A 22347-nucleotide genomic window follows, 5' to 3' on the forward strand; every position below is an offset into this window, starting at 1 on the left:
GGCGCCGTACAGGGCGCGTTCGCGTTCCACCAGCAGGGGCAGGGTCTGTGAGGCGGTGACGAACTCCCGCAGCGGATGCCGGGCCAGCACCTCGTCCACCTCCGGCGTCAACGCCGCCGCCAGGCGCGAGGCGGCCGGGCGGGTTTCGTCGCGCAGGGCGTCGACGGCGGAGAGGAGCACGTCGCGTCGGCCATCGGGGCTGTCGTCGGCCGCGCGCTCGTACAGTCGCGCGCCCTCCTCCAGGACCAGGTCCGTGTCCATCCCCGCCGGGATCTTGATCTGGGCGTGGTGGCGCCAGGTGGTGATCGGGTCGCCCCATGCCTCCACCGTGTAGGTCCAGCGGCCGGGGTCGCCGGCGGTGACCGTGGCGCCCCAGCGGTCGGTGCCCGGGGCCAGTTCCCGCATGGGCGTCCATGGACCGGGACGGCCCTCCGGGTCGGTCAGGACGACGTTGGCGGCGACCGCGTCATGGCCCTCGCGGAACACGGTGGCCGAGATCTCGAACGACTCGCCGGCCACGGCCTTGGCCGGCCTTCGCCCGTGCTGGACCACCGGGCGGACATCGAGGACTGGTATGCGCCCGATGCCCGCGGCGTCGCCCACGGGTGGTGTCGCCGCGGCCGGCGGACCGGCGTCGGCGGGGCGCACGGGTGGCGCTTCGGTACTGGTCGTCGGGGGTGCTGACGAGTGGTGCGTGGCGGGCATGACCGCTCCTGTCCGCGTCAACGTGGGTGGGCGGATGGCTGTGGGGAGGTGGGTCCTGCGAGTGGTTCCCGTGAACTGCCTGTGTGGTGTACCGGAGGAGCCTTCCCACCCTATTCGGGTACGCAATCCGGCACTTTGTTAACTACTCACGCGTATGTCTACACACAAGACCGGTCCCGTTCGTGAACGAACGGGACCGGTCCGGGGACTGTGCCGCTAAGAAGACGGCACCTGCAGAAGTTCGTCCGGTGAGCCGAGGCCCCGGCCGGAGACCTTCCCGGACACCGCCAGCTTCACGAGTGCCCTGGAGACCTGGGCCGGCGTGGCCTTCGGGTGGCCGGCCAGATACAGCGCGGCCGTGCCCGTGACATGCGGGGTCGCCATCGACGTACCGGAGAAGGTCGCCTTCCCGGTGTCGCTCGCATAGGAGTCCGAGGTGATCGACACCCCGGGGGCGAACAGGTCCACGGCCGAGCCGAAGTTGGAGAAGTTCGCCCGTGCGTCCGTCCTGTCGGTCGCGCCGACCGTGAGGGCCTCCTGCACGTCCGCCGGGGAGTAGAGGGCGGCCGGCAGGCCGTCGTTCCCGGCGGCAACCGCGTAGGTGACGCCCGACGCGATGGAGTTGCGTACGGCGGCGTCCAGCTGGGCGTTGTAGGAACCGCCCAGGCTGAGGTTGGCGACCGCCGGTTTCCTCGCGTGCTTGGTCACCCAGTCGATGCCCGCGATGACCTGCGACGTCGTACCGGCGCCGGTGTTGTCGAGGACGCGGACGGCGACGACCTTGGCCTGCTTGGCCACGCCGTACTTCGTGCCGGCGATGGTGCCGGCGACATGTGTGCCGTGCCCGTTGCCGTCAGCTGCGGCCTTGTCGTTTCCGACGAAGTCCCAGCCGTAGCTCGCCCGGCCGCCGAAGTCCTTGTGCGTGATGCGGATACCGGTGTCGATCACGTATGCGGTGACCCCGGCGCCCGCGGCCCTGGGCCAGGTGTAGCCCTTGTCCAGCGGCAGGCCCGGCTGGTCGATCCGGTCCAGGCCCCAGGACGGCGGGTTCTTCTGCGTGTGGTCGAGGGACACGCGCGTGTCCTGGACGACCGAGGCGACCTGGGAGTCGGCCGCGAGCAGCCTGGCCTGTCTCTCGTCGGCCGTGATGGCATAGCCGTTGAGGACCGAGCCGTAGGTGTGGCTTATTTTCGCCCCGTACTTCTCGGCGATGCCCTTTCCGCTCGCCGACGGAGCCTTCGTTCCCCCCTTGAGTGTCACCAGGTAACTTCCGCTGACGGAGCCGGGCTCACCTGCGCCGAGTATCTGACCCTCCGGTGCGGCGTGCGCGGGCAGGGTGACGGCCGAGAGCGCGGCGGCACAGGCCACCGCGGTCAGAGCCCCTGTCCAGCGCAGACGCCGTGTTCGCGTCCGTGCCATGGTCCGAATCCCCCTCCATTGACTCCACTTGGCAGCCTCTCGTGCGGTGTAGAAGACCCACAAGAGGGCCTACGGGGGTGGAATCGGCCATGTCGGCCATGACGGATGCGTGGAGGTTGCGGCGTTTTCCGGACGGCGTACGACTGTGGCGTGCTCTTGGGCATGCCGTGGTTGCGGAGCCCTCCGCACGGATACCGTCGAGGTTGACGACGAGGCGCACAGCGTTGTGCGTCCGCACAGCGACACGCGTCGAGGTGGAAAGTGAAGGCGATCCGTCGATTCACCGTCCGACCCGTTCTCCCCGAACCCCTGCGGCCGCTCAGCGATCTGGCCCGCAATCTGCGCTGGTCCTGGCATGCGGAGACCCGCGACCTGTTCCAGTCCGTCGACCCCGAGCGCTGGGCCGCCTCGGACGGCGATCCCGTACGGCTCCTGGGCAGCGTGTCGCCGGCGCGGCTCGCGGAGCTGGCCGGGGACCACCGTTTCCTGCGCCGGCTGGCGGAGGTGACGGGCGACCTGGACGACTACATGACCGGCGACCGCTGGTACCAGACCCACTCCGGTGAACTCCCGGCCGCCGTCGCCTACTTCTCGCCCGAGTTCGGCATCACTGCCGCCCTGCCCCAGTACTCCGGCGGCCTCGGCATCCTGGCGGGCGACCATCTGAAGGCGGCCAGCGACCTCGGCGTACCCCTGGTCGGCGTGGGCCTCCTCTACCGGCACGGCTACTTCCGCCAGTCGCTGTCCCGGGACGGCTGGCAGCAGGAGCACTACCCCGTCCTGGACCCCAACGAGCTGCCCGTGGCCCTTCTGGAGGAACCCGACGGCACCCCGGCCCAGGTCTCCCTGGCCCTCCCCGGCGGCCGGCAGCTGCACGCCCGTATCTGGCTGGCCCAGGTCGGCCGGGTCCCGCTGCTGATGCTCGACTCGGACGTCGAGGACAACAACTTCGGCGAGCGCGGGGTGACCGACCGGCTCTACGGCGGCGGCAGCGAGCACCGTCTGCTGCAGGAGATGCTCCTCGGCATAGGGGGAGTGCGGGCCGTCCGGACGTACTGCCGGCTGACCGGCCACCCCGGGCCCGAGGTCTTCCACACCAACGAGGGCCATGCCGGCTTCCTGGGCCTGGAGCGGATCGCCGAACTCTGCGAGGACGGTCTCGACTTCGACTCCGCCCTCGAAGCGGTCCGGGCCGGGACCGTCTTCACCACCCACACCCCGGTCCCGGCCGGCATCGACCGGTTCGACCGCGAGCTGGTCGCCCACCACTTCGGCCCCGACACCGAACTCCCGGGCATCGACGTCGAACGCATCCTGCGACTCGGCATGGAGACCTACCCCGGCGGTGAACCGAACCTCTTCAACATGGCCGTGATGGGCCTGCGCCTGGGCCAGCGCGCCAACGGCGTCTCCCTCCTGCACGGTCAGGTCAGCCGCGAGATGTTCTCCGGGCTGTGGCCGGGATTCGACCCCGAGGAGGTGCCGATCACCTCCGTGACCAACGGGGTGCACGCGCCTACCTGGGTCGCCCCCGAGGTGTTCCGGCTCGGCGCCCGGCAGATCGGCGCCCAGCGCACCGAGGACGCGCTGACCGTCGGCGGCTCGGACCGCTGGGACGCGGTGGGGGACATCCCCGACCAGGACATCTGGGAGCTCAGGCGGAACCTGCGCGAGCAGCTGGTGGACGAGGTGCGGGTGCGGCTGCGCGCCTCCTGGCGTCAACGCGGGGCGGGGACGGCCGAGTTGGGGTGGATCGACGGCGTCCTCGACCCGGACGTCCTCACCATCGGCTTCGCCCGCCGAGTCCCGTCGTACAAGCGCCTGACCCTGATGCTGCGCGACCGCGACCGCCTCATGGACCTGCTCCTGCACCCGGAGCGCCCGATCCAGATCGTGGTCGCGGGCAAGGCGCACCCGGCGGACGACGGCGGAAAGCGCCTGGTCCAGGAACTGGTCCGGTTCGCCGACGACCCGCGGGTCCGCCACCGCATCGTCTTCCTCCCCGACTACGGCATGGCGATGGCGCAGAAGCTCTACCCCGGCTGCGACATCTGGCTCAACAACCCCCTCCGCCCCCTGGAGGCCTGCGGCACCTCCGGCATGAAGGCGGCGCTGAACGGCTGTCTCAACCTCTCCGTCCTGGACGGCTGGTGGGACGAGTGGTTCCAGCCGGACTTCGGCTGGGCGATCCCCACGGCCGACGGCGCCGGCACCGACCCCGACCACCGCGACGCCATAGAGGCCGACGCGCTCTACGACCTGCTGGAACAGCGCGTGGCCCCGCGCTTCTACGAGCGGGGGCAGCACGGTCTGCCCGACCGGTGGATCGAGATGGTCCGCCAGACCCTGACCCTGCTCGGCCCGAAGGTGCTGGCCGGCCGCATGGTCCGCGAGTACGTCGAGCGCCTCTACGCACCGGCCGCCCACGCCCACCGTGCCATGGACCCCGGTTCCGCGCGCGAACTCGCCGCCTGGAAGGCACGGGTGCGGGCCGCCTGGCACGGCGTCACCGTCGACCATGTGGAGACGTCCGCCGCCACGGCCACCGCGGAACTCGGCAGCACGTTCGGACTACGGGTGCGCGTGGGCCTCGGCGAGCTCGGCCCCGACGACGTGGAGGTCCAGGCCGTCTCCGGCCGCGTCGACCCCGAGGACCGCATCGCGGACGCGACGACCGTCGCGCTCAAACCGGCGGGCGGCCCCGACACCGAGGGCAGGTGGGTCTACGAGGGCCCCCTCTCCCTCGACCGCACCGGCCCCTACGGCTACACGGTCCGCATACTGCCGGCGCACCGACTCCTGGCGTCAGGAGTGGAACTGGGGCTGGTGGCGGTGCCTTCGGAGGGGACGGGAGAGGGGGCCGGGGTGCTGATGCGGTGAGCAAATCCATCCCTGGCGGGCACTCTCAGCCCTGGCGGGCACTCTCAGGCCGGGCGGGCACCCTCAGCCCGTCCGGCGTTTGAGGACGAGGCCGTCCAGGCCGACAGCGGGGGCCTGGGGGCGGGAGCCCCCGGTCAACGGCGCCCGAACCCCGCTCACGCCTCGGAGAGCGGCGCGCACAACTCCCGGAGAACCTTCCCGCACCGCCGCGCGTAAGCGCTCTGCAGGCCCCGTGTGGCCGGCCCGCCCGCCCGGGCGTACCACTTCGCGGGCTTGCTGAACGCGGCCACCGTCAGCCACACCGTGCCGTCGCCCGTGCGTTCCACGACGAAGAGTTCCTCGCCGCACTCCGGGTGGCCGGTCAGCGTGCCGTACGCCCAGCCCGCGCGGCGGGGCTCCTCGACCGTGTAGATGATGCGGCACGGCGCCTTGATCACCCCGGCGAGGGTGACGGTGACGTCGACCTCCGGTGCGGCGCGGTCCGCGCTCGCGTCGATGCCCAAGCCCAGTTCCCGGTGCATCTCCCAGGTGAGGACCGCCTCGGCCGCTCGGCGGAAGCAGGGTTCCCCCTCGCCGATGCGCGTGCGCACATCCAGGGGGCGGAAGCCCGGCGGGCAGAAACCGCGGCGGCGGGTGCCGCCGACGTCGTCGTAGGTGAAGTCCTCCAGGCGCATGGGACACAAGAGTAGGGCGGCACCCGGGAATGCCTTCCTCCCGGGTGCCGCCCGCCAACCCCCCTCGGGTCAGCTCACGTTGACCGCGGCCCAGGCCGCGGCGACCGTCTTGTACTCGGTGCTGCTGGATCCGTACAGGCTCGCCGCCGCCGCCAGCGTGCCCGCGCGGGCCGCCTTGTAGTCGGTGGTCGAGGTGAACTGCTCGGTCAGCGCCTTGTACCAGATCTGCAGCGCCTTGTCCCGTCCGATGCCGGTGACCGTGGAGCCGTTGGACGTCGGCGAGTTGTAGCTGACGCCGTTGATCGTCTTCGCGCCGCTGCCCTCGGACAGCAGGTAGAAGAAGTGGTTCGCGACGCCGGACGAGTAGTGGACGTCCAGGTTGCCGACGGAGGAGGACCAGGAGTCCGCCGAGCCGCCGTCCTTGCTGGGCTTGTCCATGTAGCGCAGCGGAGTGCCGTCGCCGTTGATGTCGATCTTCTCGCCGATGAGGTAGTCGCCCTTGTCGGTCGAGTTGTTCGCGAAGAACTCCACGCCGGTGCCGAAGATGTCCGAGGTCGCCTCGTTCAGGCCGCCGGACTCACCGCTGTAGTCCAGGCCCGCGGTGTTGGCGGTGACGCCGTGGCTCATCTCGTGGCCGGCCACGTCCAGCGAGGTCAGCGGGTGCGTGTTGCTGTCGCCGTCGCCGTAGGTCATGCAGAAGCAGCTGTCGTCCCAGAACGCGTTCACGTACGAGCTGCCGTAGTGGACGCGCGAGTAGGCGCCGACACCGTCGTCCTTGATGCCGCTGCGGCCGAAGGTGGACTTGTAGAAGTCCCAGGTCTCCTGCGCGCCGTAGGCCGCGTCGGCGGCCGCGGTCACGTCGGTGCTGGAGCTGGAGGCGGCGCCGGTGCCCCACGTGTTCGTGGTGTTGGTGAACAGGGTGCCGGTGCCGGAGCTGCTGCTGTGCTTCAGGTTGTACGTCTTGTGACCGCCGCGCGAGGCGTCGGTCAGCGAGTACGTCGAGCCCGACAGCGTGGTGGTGAGGCTGACCGTGCCCGAGTACAGCGTCTTGCCGGTGCCGGTCGCGTTCTCGATGGCCTGGTACTCGTAGAGCTTCTTGCCGGTGGCCGCGTCGGTGATGACGTGCAGCGCGTTCGGGGTGCCGTCGTCCTGGAGGCCGCCGACGACGGTCTCGATGGCGAGGACGGGCTTGCCGGAGCCGGCCCAGATGACCTTGCGGGCCTTGTCCGCGGAGGTCTTGGCGGAGCCCGCCGCCTTGGCGGCGGTCAGCGCCTGCTTCTCGGCCTTGGCGGTGGTGATCTGCGGCTTGAGCGAGGCCACCTTGATGGCCGCCTTCGTCGCCTTGACGACGCTCTCGGTCTTGCCGGCCTTCGTCGCGACGACCAGGTCGCCGCCGAGGACGGGCAGGCCCGCGTAGGTGCGCTCGTAGCGGGTGTGGACCGTGCCGTCGGCGTCCTTGACGACGTCCTTGACGACCAGATTCTCCTTGGTGCCGAGGCCTATCTGCTGCGCCGTGTCGGCGACGTCGGCCTGCGCCTTCTGGATGAGGGAGACGCGGGTCGCGGCCGACAGCGCGGCAGGGGAGCCGGCCGTGCGGGCCGTGGCCGTGGAGTCCGCCGTGGTCTGGGCGGCGGCCGAACCGGTGGTCAGACCGGTGGTGAGCAGGGCTCCGGCGGCAACGGCGGTTGCGATGGCCAGAGTCGAGCGCTTGTGACGCGCGTAGAGGGGGGTCACACAAGCTCCTTGTGGTGGGGGAGTCCGGCACGGCGTGGGGCGCCCGGCCGACGTTGTTGTGAAGTTGTGCGGCGGTTGTGGAGAAGAGTGACATCAAGGCGCGTACATGTCATGACCCTCAAGTGATGTTGGCTGAAAGTCGACTGTCCGGTTAACGTTTCAGGAATGTAAACGGGCGCCGCCCCGGGATCGTGACCCGGGACGGCGCCTGTTTCCGGTTCCGCTGCCCGCGGTCTACGGGAACGTCACCTTCCAGCTGTTGAGCGTGCCGACGTCCTGCGCGGCCTGGTCCTGGACCCTCAACTTCCAGGTGCCGTTGGCCGTCTCGGACGAGGCGTTGACCGTGTAGGTCGCCTGGACGTTGTCCGCCGAGTCCGAGGAGCTGAAGTTCTTCAGGCGGTACGCGGTGCCCGACGGGCCGAGCAGATCGATCACCAGGTCGCCCCGCCAGGTGTGCGTGATGTCGACGCTCACCTGGAGGTTGCTTGGCGCGTTTCCGCTCCTGCCGGAGACGGTGATCGACGAGGAGACGGCCGGCCCGTTGTCCGGGATCGACAGCGGGGTGGTGTTCTCGTACGACGTCCCGGTCCCTCCGCCGCCGCCGGAGCGCGAGCCGACCGCCACGGCCGCCCACGCGTCCTGCACGGCCTTGTACTCGGTGGACGTGGTGCCGTACAGCTCACCGGCGGCCGCGAGCGTGCCGGTGCGTGCGCCCGCGTAGTTGGTGGTGGACGTCCACTTGGTGCTCAGCGCCCGGTACCAGATCTGCAGGGCCTTGTCCCGGCCGATGCCGGTGACCGGAAGGCCGTCCGAGGTGGGCGAGTTGTAGCTGACGCCGTTGATGACCTTGGCGCCGCTGCCCTCGCTCAGCAGGTAGAAGAAGTGGTTGGCGACGCCCGAGGAGTAGTGCACGTCGAGGTTGCCCACGCCCGAGTACCAGGAGTCGGCGGAGCCGCCGTCCTTGCTGGGCTTGTCCATGTAGCGCAGCGGGGTGCCGTCGCCGTTGATGTTGATCTTCTCGCCGATGAGGTAGTCACCCGGGTCGGACGAGTTGTTGGCGTAGAACTCGACGCCGACGCCACCGAGGATGTCGGAGGTCGCCTCGTTGAGGCCGCCGGACTCGTCGCTGTAGTTGAGGCCCGCGGTGTTGGCGGTGACGCCGTGGGTCATCTCGTGGCCCGCCACGTCCAGCGAGGTCAGCGGGTCCGCGTTGCCGGAGCCGTCGCCGTACGTCATGCAGAAGCAGCCGTCGTCCCAGAACGCGTTCACGTACGAGTTGCCGTAGTGGACGCGCGAGTAGGCGCCGACGCCGTTGTTCTTGATGCCGCTGCGGCCGAAGGTGTTCTTGTAGTAGTCCCAGGTCTCCGCGGCGCCGTAGTGGGCGTCCGCGCCCGCGGTCGCCGCGTTCGACGTGGTGCCGTTGCCCCACGTGTTGCTGGTCTGCGAGAACAGCGTGCCGGTGCCGGACGTGCCGTGGTTCAGGTTGTACGTCTTGTGTCCGCCGCGGTCGCCGTCGGTCAGGTTGTAGTTCGAGCCCGACTGGGTCGTCGTCAGCGAGACCGAGCCGCTGTACTGCGTGTTGCCGGTGCCGGTCGCGTTCTCGATGCCCTGGTACTCGAAGAGCTTCTTGCCGGTGGTGGCGTCCGTGATGACGTGCAGCTGGTTCGGCGTGCCGTCGTCCTGGAAGCCGCCGACGACCGTCTCGTACGCCAGGACCGGCTTGCCGCTCGCCGCCCAGATCACCTTGCGGGCGCCGTCGGCGGCCGACTTGGTGGAGCCGAGGGCCTTCGCGCGCTTCACGGCCTGCTGCTCGGCGGACGCCTTGGTGATGTCCGGGGTGACGTCGGAGACCTTGATGGCGGCGTTCGTCGCCTTGATGACGTCCTTGGTGGCGCCCGACTTGGCGGTGTCGACGACCAGGTCCCCGCCGAGGACCGGAAGGCCGTCGTAGGTGCGCTCGTAGCGGGTGTGCAGGGTGCCGTCGGCGTCCTTGACGACGTCACGGACGACGAGCTTCTCCTTCGCGCCCAGGCCTATGTCCTTGGCGGTCTGTGCACGGGCGCCGTCGGCGTCGCGTATCAGCTCGGCGCGCTGGGAGGGGGAGAGCTTGACGGCCGCGTGCGCCTTGATCGCGGACGTGGCCGGGGCGGCGGACGCGGCGCCCGCCTGGACGGCCGCGGCGAGCAGTGCGGTGACGCCGGCGACGGCGACGATGTGGGAGGTGCGTCTGCGAGAGGAACTGCTTCTCAACACTGACTCCTTCTGCGTGGCCGCTGGTCGCGCGGCCAGGGAAGATCCGGACGGTGGGTCGACCGTCCGGGCAGAACTGGGGTGGAGCATGTGGGGTTGCTGTGTTGAAGCTGTGGGAAGGGTGGCAGGAGATTCCGGCCCTGTCAGGAGCGCGTCACAAAGTTGGCCGGAAATGGTTCGTTGTCCGGTTGTTCATGTTCGGTATGCGAACCGGATGGTGGATCGTGAGCGGAAAGCGTGCCTACGACGGCTCGCCGTGCCAGGTGTGCCAGAGCGCCGCGTACGCCCCCTCCGCCGCCACGAGTTCTTCGTGCGTGCCCAGTTCGGTGAGCCGGCCGTCCTCCATCACGGCCACCCGGTCCGCGTCGTGGGCGGTGTGCAGACGGTGCGCGATGGCGATGACCGTGCGGCCTTCGAGTACGGCGGCCAGGGCGCGCTCGGTGTGGCGGGCGGTGGCCGGGTCGAGCAGGGCGGTGGCCTCGTCGAGGATCAGGGTGTGCGGGTCGGCCAGGACCACGCGGGCCAGGGCGAGTTGCTGGGCCTGTGAGCCGTCGGTGCGGCAACCGCCGTCACCGAGCGGGGTGTCCAGACCGTCCGGCAGTTCGCGCACCCAGTCGTCGGCACCCACCGCCGTCAGCGCCGCCCACAACTCCTCGTCCGTGGCGCCCGGTTCGGCGATCAGCAGGTTGTGGCGGACCGAGCCGAGGAACACATGGTGCTCCTGGGTGACCAGCACGACCTGGCGGCGCAGCTGTTCGGGGCCGAGGCCGACGACGGGCACCCCGCCGACGGTCACCGTGCCCTCGGTGGGCGCGTCGACGCCCGCCAGCAGCCTGCTCAGCGTGGTCTTCCCGGCGCCTGAGGGGCCCACCACCGCCAGCCGCTCGCCGGGTCGTACGGTCAGGTCGACGCCGTGCAGCACCTCGCCGCCGCGGTCGTAGGCATACCGCACCCCGGCCACGTCGAAGCGGTCGTCCGCCGGGGTGGGTGCATCGGTCTGCTGCGCGCGCGGCGCCCGGGCCAGGCCCTCCACGCGGGCGAAGGAGGCGCTGCTGTTCTGCAGTTGCTCCACCCGCATCAGGATCTCGTCGAGAGGTCCGCTCAGCCGCTGCAGATACAGGGCCGCCGTCACCACCGCGCCGAGGCTCAGCGTGCCGCGCCCGTGCAGCACGCCGCCGACCAGCAGGACCGTCGACACCGGCACGAGGTAGGAGACCTCCACCGCCGGGAAGAACACGGTGCGCAGGAACAGCGTGTACAGCCGGGTGCGCCGGGATGTCTCCAGCGCGTCCCGGCTCGCCGCGACCCGCCGCCGCTCCAGCCGCAGCGCCTCGACCGTGCGGGCGCCCGACGCGGTCGCCGCGAGGATCTCGGCGACGTCGGAGGTGGCGGCGCCCTCGGCGAGGTAGCCGTCGCGGGCCCGGCGCAGATACCAGCGCAGCGCACCCCAGATGCCGACCAGGCCGAGCAGCCCGCACCCGCCGAGCAGCGGGTTCAGCCAGAACACCGCGCCGAGCAGGAACAGCGCCTGCACGGTGTTGATGAGCAGCTCGGGCCCGACGTCGCGCAGCGTCGTACCGACCGTGGCCACGTCGGCCGTCCCGCGCGCGGTCAGATCGCCGGTGCCGGCCCGCTCCACGACCGCCGCGGGCAGCGCGAGCGCCCGGTCGACGAACTCCTCGCGCACGCGGGCGAGCGTCCGCTCCCCGAACCGGTGCCCCACATACCGGGCCCAGCGGGCGAGTACCAGCTGGGCCAGCGAACAGAGCAGGATCCACAGCGCCAGCCGGTCGACGGCGCCGACGCCGTGTCCGGCCCGCACCTCGTCGATGATCCGGCCGACCAGCCAGGGCCCCGCGAGTCCGGCCCCGGCGGCCAGGGCGTTGAGCGCGAGCACGGTGACGAAGGCGCGACCGTCGGCCCTTACGAGCCGCACCACGGCCCGCCGAACGTCGGCGCGTGCCGCGACGGGGAGGTGGCCCGAACTCGCCGTCATCGGACCGTCTCCTCGGAGTCTCGCGCCACCAGGGCGCGGTAGCCCGGCTCGGTGTCCAGTAGTTCGCGGTGGCCTCCGGTGGCCGCCACTTTGCCGTCGACCAGGTAGTACACGGTGTCCGCGTGGTCCAGGACGAGCGGGGAGGTGGTCGTGACCACCGTTGTACGGCCCTCCCGTGCGGCCCGCAGTCGCTGGGCCACCCGGGCCTCGGTGTGCGCGTCCAGGGCTGAGGTCGGCTCTACGGCGAGTAGCACCTCCGGTTCGGCCGCGAGCGCCCTTGCCAGGCGGACGCGTTGTCTCTGGCCGCCGGAGAGGTTGCGGGCCTGGGGGTCCATTGCTGAGGCCAGGCCTTCGGGCAGGCCCTGGACGATGTCGTCTGCGACGGCTGCGTGGATGGCTTTGGCCAGGTGCGCGTCATCGTCTGCCTCGGCATGTCGTGTGGCGTCCGCGGGTCCGTCGTGGCTGGTCGTGCAGTTCCCCGCGCTCGTTGACGGCGGTGCCGAGCCGCCCAGTACGTCGCGCAGTACGCCCGCGAACAGGTCCGCCTCGTGGTCGGCGACCAGGATGTGCTGCCTGACCTGTGGCAGCGCGATCTCGTCGAGCCGTAGGTCTCCCCAGGTGGCCGCCGAGGGCAGGTACCTCCCGAGGCGGTCGACAACAGCCGCCGCGTCCGCCGGGCGGGCGCACGTCAGTGCCGTCAGCCGCCCGGGCCGGATCCTCACCCCCGACTCGGGGTCGTGCAGTGCCGCCGGCTCCGCGGGGGCGTCGCGGGTGCCGGTGTCGGCCAGTGGCTCCAGTTGCAGGAAGCGTACGACCCGGCGGGCCGAGACCAGGCCGCGGCTGATCTGGTAGCCGCACTCCACCCAGAACGCCACCGGGCCCACCAGCACCGCCACATAGCCGTACACCGACACCAACTCGCCGATGGTGATGGACCCTTGGGCGGCGAGCCGGGCCGCCAGCCAGGTGACCACGGCCAGGAACAGGGTCGGCAGTCCGATGCCCAGCGCCTGGACCCAGCTGGTGACCGCCCCGACCCGGTAGCCCTGGCGACGCAGCCGCTGCGAGTCGCGACGGAAGGCTTCCGCGAACAGGCCTTTGCCGCCGAGGCCGTTGAGCACGCGCAGCCCGCCCGCCAGGTCGGAGATCCGGGCGGTGAGCACGCCCTGCCGGTTGCGGTACTCGGTCTCCGCGCCTTGCAGACGGGTCAGCAGCGGCCCGACGAGGACGACGATCAGGGGGATGCCGAGCAGCACGACCGCGGCGATCAGAGGCGAGACCGAGAGCAGAACGGCCGCGACCACGACGTAGGCGACCACCGCCCCGACGCCGGGCCCGACCACCGTCAGCGACTGGCTGATCGTCTGTACGTCGGCGACCCCGATGGTGACGACCTCCCCGGCCCCCACCCGGCGCGGCAGGGCGGCGCCCAGCCGGACCGCCTGGCCGACGATCACCTTGACCGTGCGGAAGTTGGCGTCCATCCGCACCCGGGTCATCGTGCGGTGCCGCATGATGCTCAGCCAGGCGTTGAACGCCCCGACGACGAAGAGCGCCGCGGTCCAGCCCGCCAGCGCCGGATAGTCACCGGGCTCCAGCCCGTCGTCGATCGCCCGGGAGAGGAGATACGGCGTCGCCGCCAGCAGCACCATCCACACGCTGCCCAGCACCGCCCCGGCGAGCGACCGGCCGGGCTGGCGCCGCACCAGCCACAGCAGATAGCGGGCGCCCCCGCGGCAGTCGGGCTCGCCCGGATCCTCGTACGCGTCGATCATGCTCCCCCGATCCCTGCCGATCCCCGCCGATCCCTGACGATCCCTGACGATCCCTGACGATCCCTACGCCAGACTGTCCCGCCACGCCCGGTGCAGATCCGCGAACCGCCCCGTGCCTGCGATGAGTCCGGCCGGGCTGCCGTCCTCCACGATCCTTCCGTGCTCCATGACCAGCACGCGGTCCGCGATCTCGACGGTCGACAGGCGGTGCGCGATGACCACGGCCGTACGGCCCCGCAGGACCGTCAGCATCGCGCGCTGCACCGCCCGTTCGCCCGGGATGTCGAGCGAGCTGGTCGCCTCGTCGAGGATCAGCACGGCCGGGTCGGCGAGCAGCGCCCGGGCGAAGGCCACGAGCTGGCGCTGGCCCGCCGAGATACGGCCGCCTCGTTTCCGTACGTCCGTGTCGTACCCGTCGGGCAGTGCGCTGATGAACTCGTGCGCACCGATCGCCTTCGCGGCCTGCTCGATCTGCTCGCGGGTCGCGTCCGGGCGGCCGATGGCGATGTTCTCGGCGACCGTGCCGGAGAACAGGAACGCCTCCTGCGTCACCATCACCACCCCGCGCCGCAGTTCCGGCGCGGCCAGTTCGCGCAGGTCGACGCCGTCGAGCAGGACCCGGCCCTCGGAAGGGTCGTAGAAGCGGGCCAGCAGCTTGGCGAGCGTGGACTTGCCGGCGCCCGTCGAGCCGACCACCGCGACCGTCTGCCCGGCGGGGATCGTGAGATCGAAGGCCGGCAGCACCTCGCCGCCGGTGCGGTAGCCGAAGCGGACGCCGTCGAAGACGACCTCGCGGCCCGGGTGCTCGCTCTCGAGTGCCGGAAGTTCCACGGGACTTGACGGCTCCGGCACGGAGGGTGTCTGCGCGAGCAGCCCGGCGATCTTCTCCAGGGAGGCCGCCGCCGACTGGTAGGAGTTCAGGAACATGCCGAGGCGGTCGATGGGGTCGTACAGGCGGCGCAGATAGAGCACGGCGGCCGCCAGTACGCCCAGCTCCAGCGAGCCCCCCGCCACCCGGTACGCGCCCCACAGCACGATCGCCGCCACGGCCGTGTTGGCCACCAGCCGGGAACCGACCACATAGCGGGCCATCTCCAGCATGGCGTCGCCGTTGACCCGCTCGTGCCGCCGGTTCAGCACCAGGAAGTCGGCGTCGTTGGCGGCCTCGCGGCGGAACGCCCGCACCGGCCGGATGCCGTTCATGGTCTCGACGAACTTGACGATGACGGCCGCGATGGCCGTGGACCGCACCCGGTACACCCGTACCGCGCGCCGCTGGTAGACCCGTACCAGCAGATACAGCGGCACGAAGGACGCCACCGCGACGGCGCCCAGCCCCAGGTCCAGCCAGAGCAGCATGGCCGAGATGTAGACGAAGGACAGGATGACCGTGATGAGCTCCTGCAGCCCCTCGTTGAGCAGCTCCCGCAGTGACTCCACGTCCGCCGTGGACCGGGAGATCAGCCGGCCCGAGGTGTAGCGCTCGTGGAAGTCGATGCTCAGCGCCTGCGCGTGCCGGAAGATACGGCCGCGCAGATCGAGCAGTACGTCCTGGTTGACCCGGGCGGAGGCGAGGATGAACGCGTACTGCAGCCCGCCGGAGACCAGCGCGCACAGCAGATAGGCCACGGCCACCGCGATCAGCGGGCCGTGGTCGTGGTCCCGGAACGCCGGTACGGCCCTGTCGATCGCGTACGCCACCAGCAGCGGGCCCGCCTGGACCGCCGCCTGCTGGAGCAGCAGCAGGAGCGTGGTGACGGTGACGCGGGCCTTCATCGGGGCGAGCAGGGAGCGCAGCAGGCCGGCCGTGGCGCCCGGAGGAGTGGGCAGGACGTCCCGGTCGAAGGGGTCGCCGGTGTCCTTGGGGCGGGGGAGGTCCGGCTCGTCGTCCGCCGTCGGGACGGATGTGGTGGGGGCCGTCATCGTTCGTCCTCCGCTTCTGGGGTCCCGGACATCAGATGGGCGTACTCGGCGTTCGTGCGCAGCAGTTCGTGATGCGTGCCCACGGCGGCGATCCGGCCGCCGGAGAGCAGCGCGACCCGGTCGGCGAGCAGAACCGTGGACGGGCGGTGCGCCACGATGAGCGCCGTGGTGTCCGCGAGGACGTCCCGCAGGGCGGCCTCGACGGCGGCTTCGGTGTGCACGTCGAGTGCGGACAGCGGGTCGTCCAGAACGAGGAACCTGGGTCTGCCCACGACGGCCCGCGCGAGCGCCAGCCGCTGCCGCTGCCCGCCGGAGAGGCTGAGGCCCTGCTCGCCGACCTGGGTGTCCGTCCCCTGGGGCAGCGCGTGCGCGAAGTCGGCCTGCGCGACGGCGAGCGCGCGGTTCAGCTCGGCGGCACCCGCACTGTCGTCGGCTCCCATCAGCACGTTGTCCCCGACGCTCGCCGAGAAGAGGGTGGGCTCCTCGAAGGCGACGGCGACGAGGGTGCGCAGTTCCTCGCGGGACACGGCGGTGATGTCCTCGCCGTCGAGGGTGATCCGGCCGGATGTCACCTCGTGGAGGCGGGGGACGAGAGCGGTCAGCGTCGTCTTGCCGCTGCCGGTGGCGCCCACCAGGGCCATGGACTCGCCGGGGCGGATGTGGAGGTCGATACGGTCGAGGACGGGCGGGGAGTCGCAGGGGGCGTCCGGGTAGCGGAAGCGTACGTTGTGGAACCGGAGGCCGCGCAGCCCGGCGGTGCGAGGTGCCGCTCTCTGTGGGGCGGGAGCCGCCCCAGCACCACGATCGCCCGCAGCTGCGTCGGACTCCGGCACCTCGTCCATCACCTCGAAGTACCGCTCCGTGGCGGTCGCCGCCTCCTGGCTCATCGCAAGCAGGAACCCGATGGACTCCACCGGCCACCTCAACGCCAGTGCTGTCGAGAGGAAAGCGACCAATGTCCCCGCCGACAGACCGCCGGAGGCGACCTGCACCGTGCCGAACACCAGCGCCGCCCCGATCGCCACCTCCGGCAACGTCACGATGACGCCCCAGATCGTGGCGAGCAGCCCCGCCTTCCTGAGCTCCGTGCCCCGCAGTGTCCGGGTCAGCTCCCGGAACGCCCGCGCCTGGCTGCGATGCCGCCCGAACCCCTTGATGATCCGGATCCCGAGCACGCTCTCCTCGACGACCGTCGTCAGGTCGCCGACCTGGTCCTGCGCGAGCCGCGCCACATCGGCGTACCGCTTCTCGAAGATCACGCAGGTGACCATCACGGGGACGGCCGGACCCAGGATCACCAGCCCCAACGTCCAGTTCTGCAACAGCATGATCACCACCCCGACGGCGATGGTCACCCCGTTGACCAGCAGGAACGTCAGCGGAAAGGCGAGGAACATGCGCAGCAGCATCAGGTCCGTCGTGCCGCGCGACAGCAACTGGCCCGAGGCCCAGCGGTCGTGGAAGGCGACCGGCAGCCGCTGCAGCCGCCGGTACAGATCCGCCCGCATCCCCGCCTCGATGCCGGAGAGCGGCCGGGCCACCAGCCACCGCCGCAGCCCGAACAGCAGTGCCTCCCCGAGTCCGAGGAGCAGCAGGTACAGCGCCCCGAGCCACACGCCCGCCGGGTCCCGGTCGGCGACCGGCCCGTCCACCATCCACTTCAGTACGAGCGGGATGACGAGCCCCGTGCACGAGGCGAGCACGGCGACGAACGCGGCGGTGAACAGCCGCGCCCGCACCGGCCGTACGTACGGCCACAGCCGCAGCAGTGTGCGTACGGCGGATCGGTCGCTGGTTTCCGTGGGGTCCTCGGTGGTTGCACGTGTAGAGGGCATCGTCTGTGAGCCTACGGACCGGCACTGACAACGCCCACCGAGTTTTGGCCGGACCCGGATCGGCCGCTGGTCCTACGACCTGCGCGTTCGAGGGGTCGTACAGGAGATCCCGAGGGGTCGTAGGGCGGCATCAACCGATCGGTTGATGTCCCTTCGAGCGCGACGGCCGATGTGGCGGCAGGGCGCTTCCCGCGAACCTGATGCCATGCCCGTCATCGAAGTCACCGAACTGCGCAAGTCCTACGGCGGCCGGACCGTCGTCGACGGCGTCTCCTTCGCCGTCGAGGAGGGCGAGATCTTCGGGATCCTCGGCCCGAACGGCGCCGGCAAGACCACCACCGTCGAGTGCGTCGAGGGACTGCGCGTCCCCGACGCAGGCCGGGTGCGCGTCACCGGCCTCGACCCCGTCGCCGACCACGCGCGCGTGGCCCGCGTCCTGGGCGCCCAGCTCCAGCAGAGCGAGCTGCAGCCCAAACTCACCGTCCGCGAGGCGCTGGAGCTGTACGCCTCCTTCTACCCGAGCCCGCTCGACTGGGCGCCGCTCGCCGAACGCCTCGGCCTGACCGCGAAACTGACGACCCGGTTCGGCAAGCTCTCCGGTGGCCAGAAGCAGCGTCTGTTCATCGCGCTCGCCCTGATCGGCAACCCGCGCGTCGTCGTCCTGGACGAGCTGACGACGGGCCTGGACCCGCGGGCCCGGCGGGACACCTGGGCGCTGATCGAGGATGTCCGGGCCAGTGGCGTGACGGTTCTCCTGGTCACCCACTTCATGGAGGAGGCGCAGCGCCTGTGCGACCGGATCGCCGTGATCGACAAGGGCCGGGTGGCCGCACTGGACACCCCGGCCGGCCTGATCCGGCGCTCGGCGGGAGCCACCGTCATCAGCTTCACCCCCTCCGCCCCGCTGGACGACCGTGACCTCGCGGTCCTCCCCGCGCTCGCGTCCGTCGAGCACAAGGACGGCCGTATCACCCTCTCCGGCACCGACGAGACGGTCAACGCCGTCATCACCCTCCTCGCCCGCCACCGCATCACCGCCCACCAGCTCCGGGTCGTGGACGCCACGCTCGACGACGCGTTCCTCGACCTGACGAAGGCCGACACGAAGGAGGAAGCGGCATGAGCACCGCCGTACTGAAGACCGAGGTCCGCCTCTTCCGCCGGGAACCCGGCGCCATCTTCTGGATCCTGCTCTTCCCGACCCTGCTGCTGGTGATCCTCGGTTCCATCCCGTCCTTCCGGGACCACCAGGCCGACCTCGGCGGCCTGCGCACCATCGACGTCTACGTCCCCGTCGCCGTGCTGCTCGGCATGATCGTCGGCGGTCTGCAGGCGATGCCGCAGACCCTCACCGGCTACCGGGAACGCGGCATCCTGCGCCGGATGGCCACCACGCCGGTCCGGCCGAGTGCCCTGCTGTCCGCGCAGATGGCGGTGTACGGCGGTGCCGCCCTGGTGTCCGCACTGCTCGCCCTCGCGGTCGGGCGGCTCGGCTTCGGCGTACGACTGCCGCAACAGCCCCTCGGATACGTCCTCGCCCTGCTGCTGGCCGTTCTGGCCGCCCTTGCTCTCGGATCGGTGGTGGCGGCCCTGTCCCGTACGACGAAGATCGCGGGCGCGATCGGTTCGGCCGTGTTCTTCCCGTCGATGTTCTGCGCGGGCGTGTGGGCGCCGGTGCAGTCCATGCCGCACCTGCTCGCCCGGATCGTCGGCTGCACCCCGTTCGGGGCGGCCGCGCAGGCACTGAACCAGGCGGCGGCCGGGCACTGGCCGGGCTGGAGCCACCTGGGCGTGCTGGTGGTGTGGATCCTGCTGCTGACGGGTGCGGCAAGTCGCTGGTTCCGCTGGGAGTAGGGGCGGTGCCGTGCAGACTGGGGACATGACCGTGGTGGACACGCACATCGAGCGGCGCTGGGACCAGTTCCACACCTGGGGGCCCTACGGGCTGCTCGGCATCGGCCTCGTCCCCGCGCTCGCGACCGCCGACCCCCACGCCTCTCCGGCCAAGTGGTACACCGCCTGGGCCCTGTTCGGCGCCGCGATCGTGCTCCAGCTGTCGTGGCACAGCACCCGTCCCGGCGGGCCCGACTGCCGCCGGAAGCCGTCGCGGACCGGGACGGTGTACTACACGGTCCGCTGGGCCCTCGCCTTCGCCCTCACCTGGATCAACCCGTTCTTCGCGTTCTACGCCGCCGCCGGCTACATGGACGCCGACGAGACGATCCCGGGCAGGCGGTGGCAGCGGCTCGGGCTGCTGGCGAGCGCGGTCACCGTGGCCGGCGCGCAGGCCGGCGGGATGCCGTTCGGGAGCGGAGCGCAGTGGGCCGTCTTCGGCGCGCTCCTGGTCGCCAACTCGGGCCTGCAGATGGTGGTCGCCCATCTCACCGAGCAGGAGATGCAGCGGGCCCGCGAACGCACCGCGACCATCGCCGAACTGGAACGCACCAACGCAGCCCTGCAGCAGGCCCTCGACGAGAACGCCGCCCTTCACGCCCAACTCCTCGTCCAGGCACGGGAGGCCGGGGTCGCCGACGAGCGGCGGCGGCTCGCCGCCGAGATCCACGACACCATCGCCCAGGGCCTGACCGGCATCATCGCCCAGCTCCAGGTCGTCGCGAACACGCCCGACCGGGACCAGGCCCGCGAGCACACGGACCGCGCCATGGACCTGGCCCGGCACAGCCTCGGCGAGGCCCGCCGCTCCGTGCACAACCTGGCCCCGGTGGAGCTGGCGGACGCCGGACTGCCCGAGGCGCTGAAGAAGACGGTCGCCGAATGGGGCGAACGGACCGGCGTACGCGCCGAGTTCACGGTCACCGGCACGGCGGAACAGCTCCACGAGGAGGTCTCCGCCACCCTCCTGCGCATCGTCCAGGAGGCCCTGTCCAACACGGCCCGCCACGCCCGCGCCTCCCGCCTCGGCGTCACCCTCTCCTTCCTGGGCGACGAGGTGATCCTCGACATCCGCGACGACGGCACCGGCTTCGACCCGCTCGCGCTGCCCGCCCGCACCCGCTCCGGCGGCTTCGGCCTCGACGGCATGCGTGCCCGCGCCGAACGCATCGCGGGCTCGCTGACCGTCGAGACCGAACCGGGCCACGGCACGGCACTGTCGGCTCGCGTACCGTTGGTCCGCCATGAGTGACGAGCCGTTGATCTCCCTGCTGATCGTCGACGACCATCCCGTCGTACGGGACGGTCTGCGCGGCATGTTCGAGTCGGCCCCGGGCTTCCGGGTCCTCGGCGAGGCGGCGAACGGCGTGGAGGCCGTCAGCCGCGCGGAGGCTCTGGATCCGGACGTGATCCTGATGGACCTGCGCATGCCCGGCGGCGGGGGAGTGGACGCCATCCGCGAACTCGCCCGGCGCGGCGTCCGCGCCGAGGTGCTCGTCCTGACGACGTACGACACCGACTCCGACACCCTGCCCGCGATCGAGGCGGGCGCGACGGGCTACCTGCTCAAGGACGCCCCGCGTGACGAGCTCTTCACCGCCGTCCGCGCGGCGGCGGAGGGCCGCACGGTGCTGTCTCCGGCGGTCGCCTCCCGCCTGGTCTCGGCGGTCCGCACCCCTGGGTCGGGCGGCAACGAGCCCCTGTCCACCCGCGAACGCGAGGTCCTCGCCCTGGTCGCCAGGGGCACCTCCAACCGCGAGATCGCCCGCGAACTGTTCATCAGCGAGGCCACCGTGAAGACCCATCTCACGCACCTGTACGCCAAGTTGGGTGTCAACGACCGCGCGGCGGCGGTCGCGACGGCGTACCAGCGGGGGATCCTCGGCTAGCTCGTCCGCCGGCTCGTCTGCCGCGGGCAGGGGAGCAGACCTGAGGCCGTCTTCTCCCAGGACGCCTTGAGTTCCGCCGGCAACTCCGGCCTGTCGGGCGCCAGGTCGGCCTGCTCGCGCAGGTCGGCGCCGAGGTCGTAGAGGTGGTCCTTGCCCGCGGAGTCCTGGTAGTACTTCCAATACCATGGACGGTGCCAGCGCGGCGGTTGAGCCGTCAAGGACGCGTTCGCGCTGTGGAACACGGTCCGTCGATGCGGCCGGGCGCCTACTTCTCGGCTCCGCGCGCCGGCAGAGCCGTCAACTGTGCCATGACAGGCCGGAGTTGACGCCTGACCAGGCGGCTCAGGGTGACGACGCTCGGCAGTCGCAGGGCCGTGGGGTCGAACCGGAGGAAGGCCGCCCGCCAGTCCGGCCCGAAGACCACGAGGCCCTTGAGGGCGAAGTCCCAGCGCAGCCGCGACCGGCCGCCGTTCACCAGGACCTCCCAGAGCGGCCGCTCCGGGCGGGCGGGCTGCGGGTAGTCGGGCAGCGCGGGCAGGGGCGGCCAGCGGCCCGTGTCCGGTGCTCCCGGCTCGGTGCGCGACCGCCGTTCGTGTTCCGCGGCGACGGCCGTGCGGAAGCGGTCGTAGTCCCTGGCGTCGCAGTAGGCGAGCAGCACCAGCCGCTCGGGCGGCAGCAGGCGCAGTGCCTCGACGAACTCCCACACGGTCCCCGGTCCGGGGCCCGCCGACAGGATCACCACATGCGCACCCGCGATCAGCCCGCTCACGGTGTCCCGCCAGTCGTCGACCGGCAGATACGCGCGCGCCGCGCCGGGCAGCGGAAGCGGCTCCCCGGGGCTGCCGATCGCGACGACCCGGCCGAGCCGCCCGAAGCGCCGGACCAGGCTCTCCTCGTGGGTCAGCCCGGAGATGAAGAAGAAGCTCTCCAGGTTCGCACCGCCGCCGGTCAGGTCGGTGGGCAGCAAGGACATGCTCTTGTCGTTCGAGAACGGGCGCAGATACAGCACGTAGCGGGTTCCGGCCAACGGGGCGAAGGAGCCGATGACTCCCGAGGTGTGCTGTTTCCCGCGCACCACGCACAGGCGTCCCGCGAAGAAGACACCCACCCCGGCGAAGAAGGCGGCCGCGGCAGCCAGCAGGCGCAGCCACCAGGAGCCGTGCGTGACGGCCAACTGGTCGCTGTAGAAACTCTTCCTGAAGACGGTGAAGCTCACCAGGCCCACCACCGCCCCGGCCACCCGCAGCGCCCACCCGGCGGCGATCAGCGTGCGCCCCAGTCCCGGCCGCTGCACGGTGCGCGGTGGCGGCTCCCGGTCCCGGTCCCGGTCCTGCAAGAAGTACGTGTTCCCGTTCGTCACCGGCATCCCCCGTG

16 protein-coding genes are annotated in these 22347 nt (G+C 71.3%); 5 read left to right on the top strand and 11 right to left on the bottom strand.

Going from position 1 to position 22347, the window contains the following annotated elements; translation table 11 throughout:
* Positions 1-705 (bottom strand): maltotransferase domain-containing protein (locus tag LJ657_RS45120; protein ID WP_232655540.1); only part of this gene is annotated, 705 nt, incomplete at its 3' end.
* A 216-nt stretch (positions 706-921) separates the two neighbouring features.
* Entirely contained in the window at positions 922-2124 is a 1203-nt protein-coding gene (locus LJ657_RS45125) for a S8 family peptidase (RefSeq protein WP_232655541.1), read from the bottom strand.
* A gap of 261 nt (positions 2125-2385) precedes the next feature.
* On the opposite strand from LJ657_RS45125, the gene LJ657_RS45130 reads away from it, so the two are divergent.
* The gene (locus LJ657_RS45130) at positions 2386-5004 is read left to right on the top strand and encodes a glycosyltransferase family 1 protein (RefSeq protein ID WP_232655542.1); all 2619 of its coding nucleotides are present in this window, start codon (positions 2386-2388) and stop codon (positions 5002-5004) included.
* A gap of 155 nt (positions 5005-5159) precedes the next feature.
* Here LJ657_RS45130 and LJ657_RS45135 read toward each other — a convergent pair whose 3' ends face one another.
* The 7 genes from LJ657_RS45135 to LJ657_RS45165 all read right to left on the bottom strand — a co-directional run bounded on the left by LJ657_RS45135 (position 5160) and on the right by LJ657_RS45165 (position 17191).
* Positions 5160-5678, bottom strand: coding sequence for a DUF1990 domain-containing protein (locus LJ657_RS45135; protein ID WP_232655543.1), 519 nt, complete (start codon positions 5676-5678; stop codon positions 5160-5162).
* A gap of 69 nt (positions 5679-5747) precedes the next feature.
* Positions 5748-7412: a M4 family metallopeptidase gene (locus LJ657_RS45140; protein WP_232655544.1), complete on the bottom strand. Its 1665-nt coding sequence runs from the start codon at positions 7410-7412 to the stop codon at positions 5748-5750.
* 234 nt (positions 7413-7646) lie between these two features.
* The gene (locus tag LJ657_RS45145) at positions 7647-9662 is read right to left on the bottom strand and encodes a M4 family metallopeptidase (RefSeq protein ID WP_232655545.1); all 2016 of its coding nucleotides are present in this window, start codon (positions 9660-9662) and stop codon (positions 7647-7649) included.
* A gap of 241 nt (positions 9663-9903) precedes the next feature.
* Positions 9904-11658: an ABC transporter ATP-binding protein gene (locus LJ657_RS45150; protein WP_232655546.1), complete on the bottom strand. Its 1755-nt coding sequence runs from the start codon at positions 11656-11658 to the stop codon at positions 9904-9906.
* Positions 11655-13433 carry an ABC transporter transmembrane domain-containing protein gene (locus LJ657_RS45155; protein WP_232655547.1) on the bottom strand — a complete coding sequence of 593 codons (1779 nt, stop codon included), beginning with the start codon at positions 13431-13433 and terminating at the stop codon, positions 11655-11657. Before LJ657_RS45155 ends, LJ657_RS45150 begins: the two co-directional genes overlap by 4 nt.
* 63 nt (positions 13434-13496) lie before the next feature.
* Complete coding sequence (locus tag LJ657_RS45160) at positions 13497-15356, bottom strand: ABC transporter ATP-binding protein (protein WP_232655548.1); 1860 nt, start codon at positions 15354-15356, stop codon at positions 13497-13499.
* Positions 15353-17191, bottom strand: coding sequence for an ABC transporter ATP-binding protein (locus LJ657_RS45165; protein WP_232655549.1), 1839 nt, complete (start codon positions 17189-17191; stop codon positions 15353-15355). The genes LJ657_RS45160 and LJ657_RS45165 overlap by 4 nt, the downstream gene beginning before the upstream one ends.
* A gap of 205 nt (positions 17192-17396) precedes the next feature.
* Between LJ657_RS45165 and LJ657_RS45170 the strand changes: the two genes are divergently transcribed.
* From LJ657_RS45170 to LJ657_RS45185, 4 genes are read left to right on the top strand one after another with little or no spacing between them, the layout of a single operon-like run.
* Positions 17397-18314 carry an ABC transporter ATP-binding protein gene (locus LJ657_RS45170; protein WP_232655550.1) on the top strand — a complete coding sequence of 306 codons (918 nt, stop codon included), beginning with the start codon at positions 17397-17399 and terminating at the stop codon, positions 18312-18314.
* Positions 18311-19045, top strand: coding sequence for an ABC transporter permease (locus tag LJ657_RS45175; RefSeq protein WP_232655551.1), 735 nt, complete (start codon positions 18311-18313; stop codon positions 19043-19045). Before LJ657_RS45170 ends, LJ657_RS45175 begins: the two co-directional genes overlap by 4 nt.
* Before the next feature lie 25 nt (positions 19046-19070).
* Complete coding sequence (locus LJ657_RS45180; RefSeq protein ID WP_232655552.1) at positions 19071-20336, top strand: sensor histidine kinase; 1266 nt, start codon at positions 19071-19073, stop codon at positions 20334-20336.
* A complete protein-coding gene (locus LJ657_RS45185) occupies positions 20329-20973 on the top strand; it encodes a response regulator (RefSeq protein WP_232655553.1) in 645 nt (214 codons plus the stop codon). The genes LJ657_RS45180 and LJ657_RS45185 overlap by 8 nt, the downstream gene beginning before the upstream one ends.
* Here the strand turns inward: LJ657_RS45185 and LJ657_RS45190 are convergent.
* Entirely contained in the window at positions 20970-21215 is a 246-nt protein-coding gene (locus LJ657_RS45190) for a hypothetical protein (RefSeq protein ID WP_372488067.1), read from the bottom strand. The genes LJ657_RS45185 and LJ657_RS45190 overlap by 4 nt on opposite strands.
* 23 nt (positions 21216-21238) lie before the next feature.
* Positions 21239-22333 carry a hypothetical protein gene (locus LJ657_RS45195; RefSeq protein ID WP_232655554.1) on the bottom strand — a complete coding sequence of 365 codons (1095 nt, stop codon included), beginning with the start codon at positions 22331-22333 and terminating at the stop codon, positions 21239-21241.
* Between the last annotated feature and the right edge of the window lie 14 nt (positions 22334-22347).

The organism is Streptomyces guryensis (assembly GCF_021261325.1).
In the GTDB taxonomy this organism is placed as follows: Bacteria; Actinomycetota; Actinomycetes; order Streptomycetales; family Streptomycetaceae; genus Streptomyces; species Streptomyces guryensis.

Bases quoted from the DNA above. Each gene is read 5' to 3' on its own strand.
- LJ657_RS45175 (WP_232655551.1), top strand. From the start codon at position 18,311: ATGAGCACCGCCGTACTGAAGACCGAGGTCCGCCTCTTCCGCCGGGAA.
- LJ657_RS45135 (WP_232655543.1), bottom strand. From the start codon at position 5,678: ATGCGCCTGGAGGACTTCACCTACGACGACGTCGGCGGCACCCGCCGC.
- LJ657_RS45160 (WP_232655548.1), bottom strand. From the start codon at position 15,356: ATGACGGCCCCCACCACATCCGTCCCGACGGCGGACGACGAGCCGGAC.
- LJ657_RS45185 (WP_232655553.1), top strand. From the start codon at position 20,329: ATGAGTGACGAGCCGTTGATCTCCCTGCTGATCGTCGACGACCATCCC.
- LJ657_RS45150 (WP_232655546.1), bottom strand. From the start codon at position 11,658: ATGACGGCGAGTTCGGGCCACCTCCCCGTCGCGGCACGCGCCGACGTT.
- LJ657_RS45165 (WP_232655549.1), bottom strand. From the start codon at position 17,191: ATGCCCTCTACACGTGCAACCACCGAGGACCCCACGGAAACCAGCGAC.
- LJ657_RS45180 (WP_232655552.1), top strand. From the start codon at position 19,071: ATGACCGTGGTGGACACGCACATCGAGCGGCGCTGGGACCAGTTCCAC.
- LJ657_RS45125 (WP_232655541.1), bottom strand. From the start codon at position 2,124: ATGGCACGGACGCGAACACGGCGTCTGCGCTGGACAGGGGCTCTGACC.
- LJ657_RS45155 (WP_232655547.1), bottom strand. From the start codon at position 13,433: ATGATCGACGCGTACGAGGATCCGGGCGAGCCCGACTGCCGCGGGGGC.
- LJ657_RS45170 (WP_232655550.1), top strand. From the start codon at position 17,397: ATGCCCGTCATCGAAGTCACCGAACTGCGCAAGTCCTACGGCGGCCGG.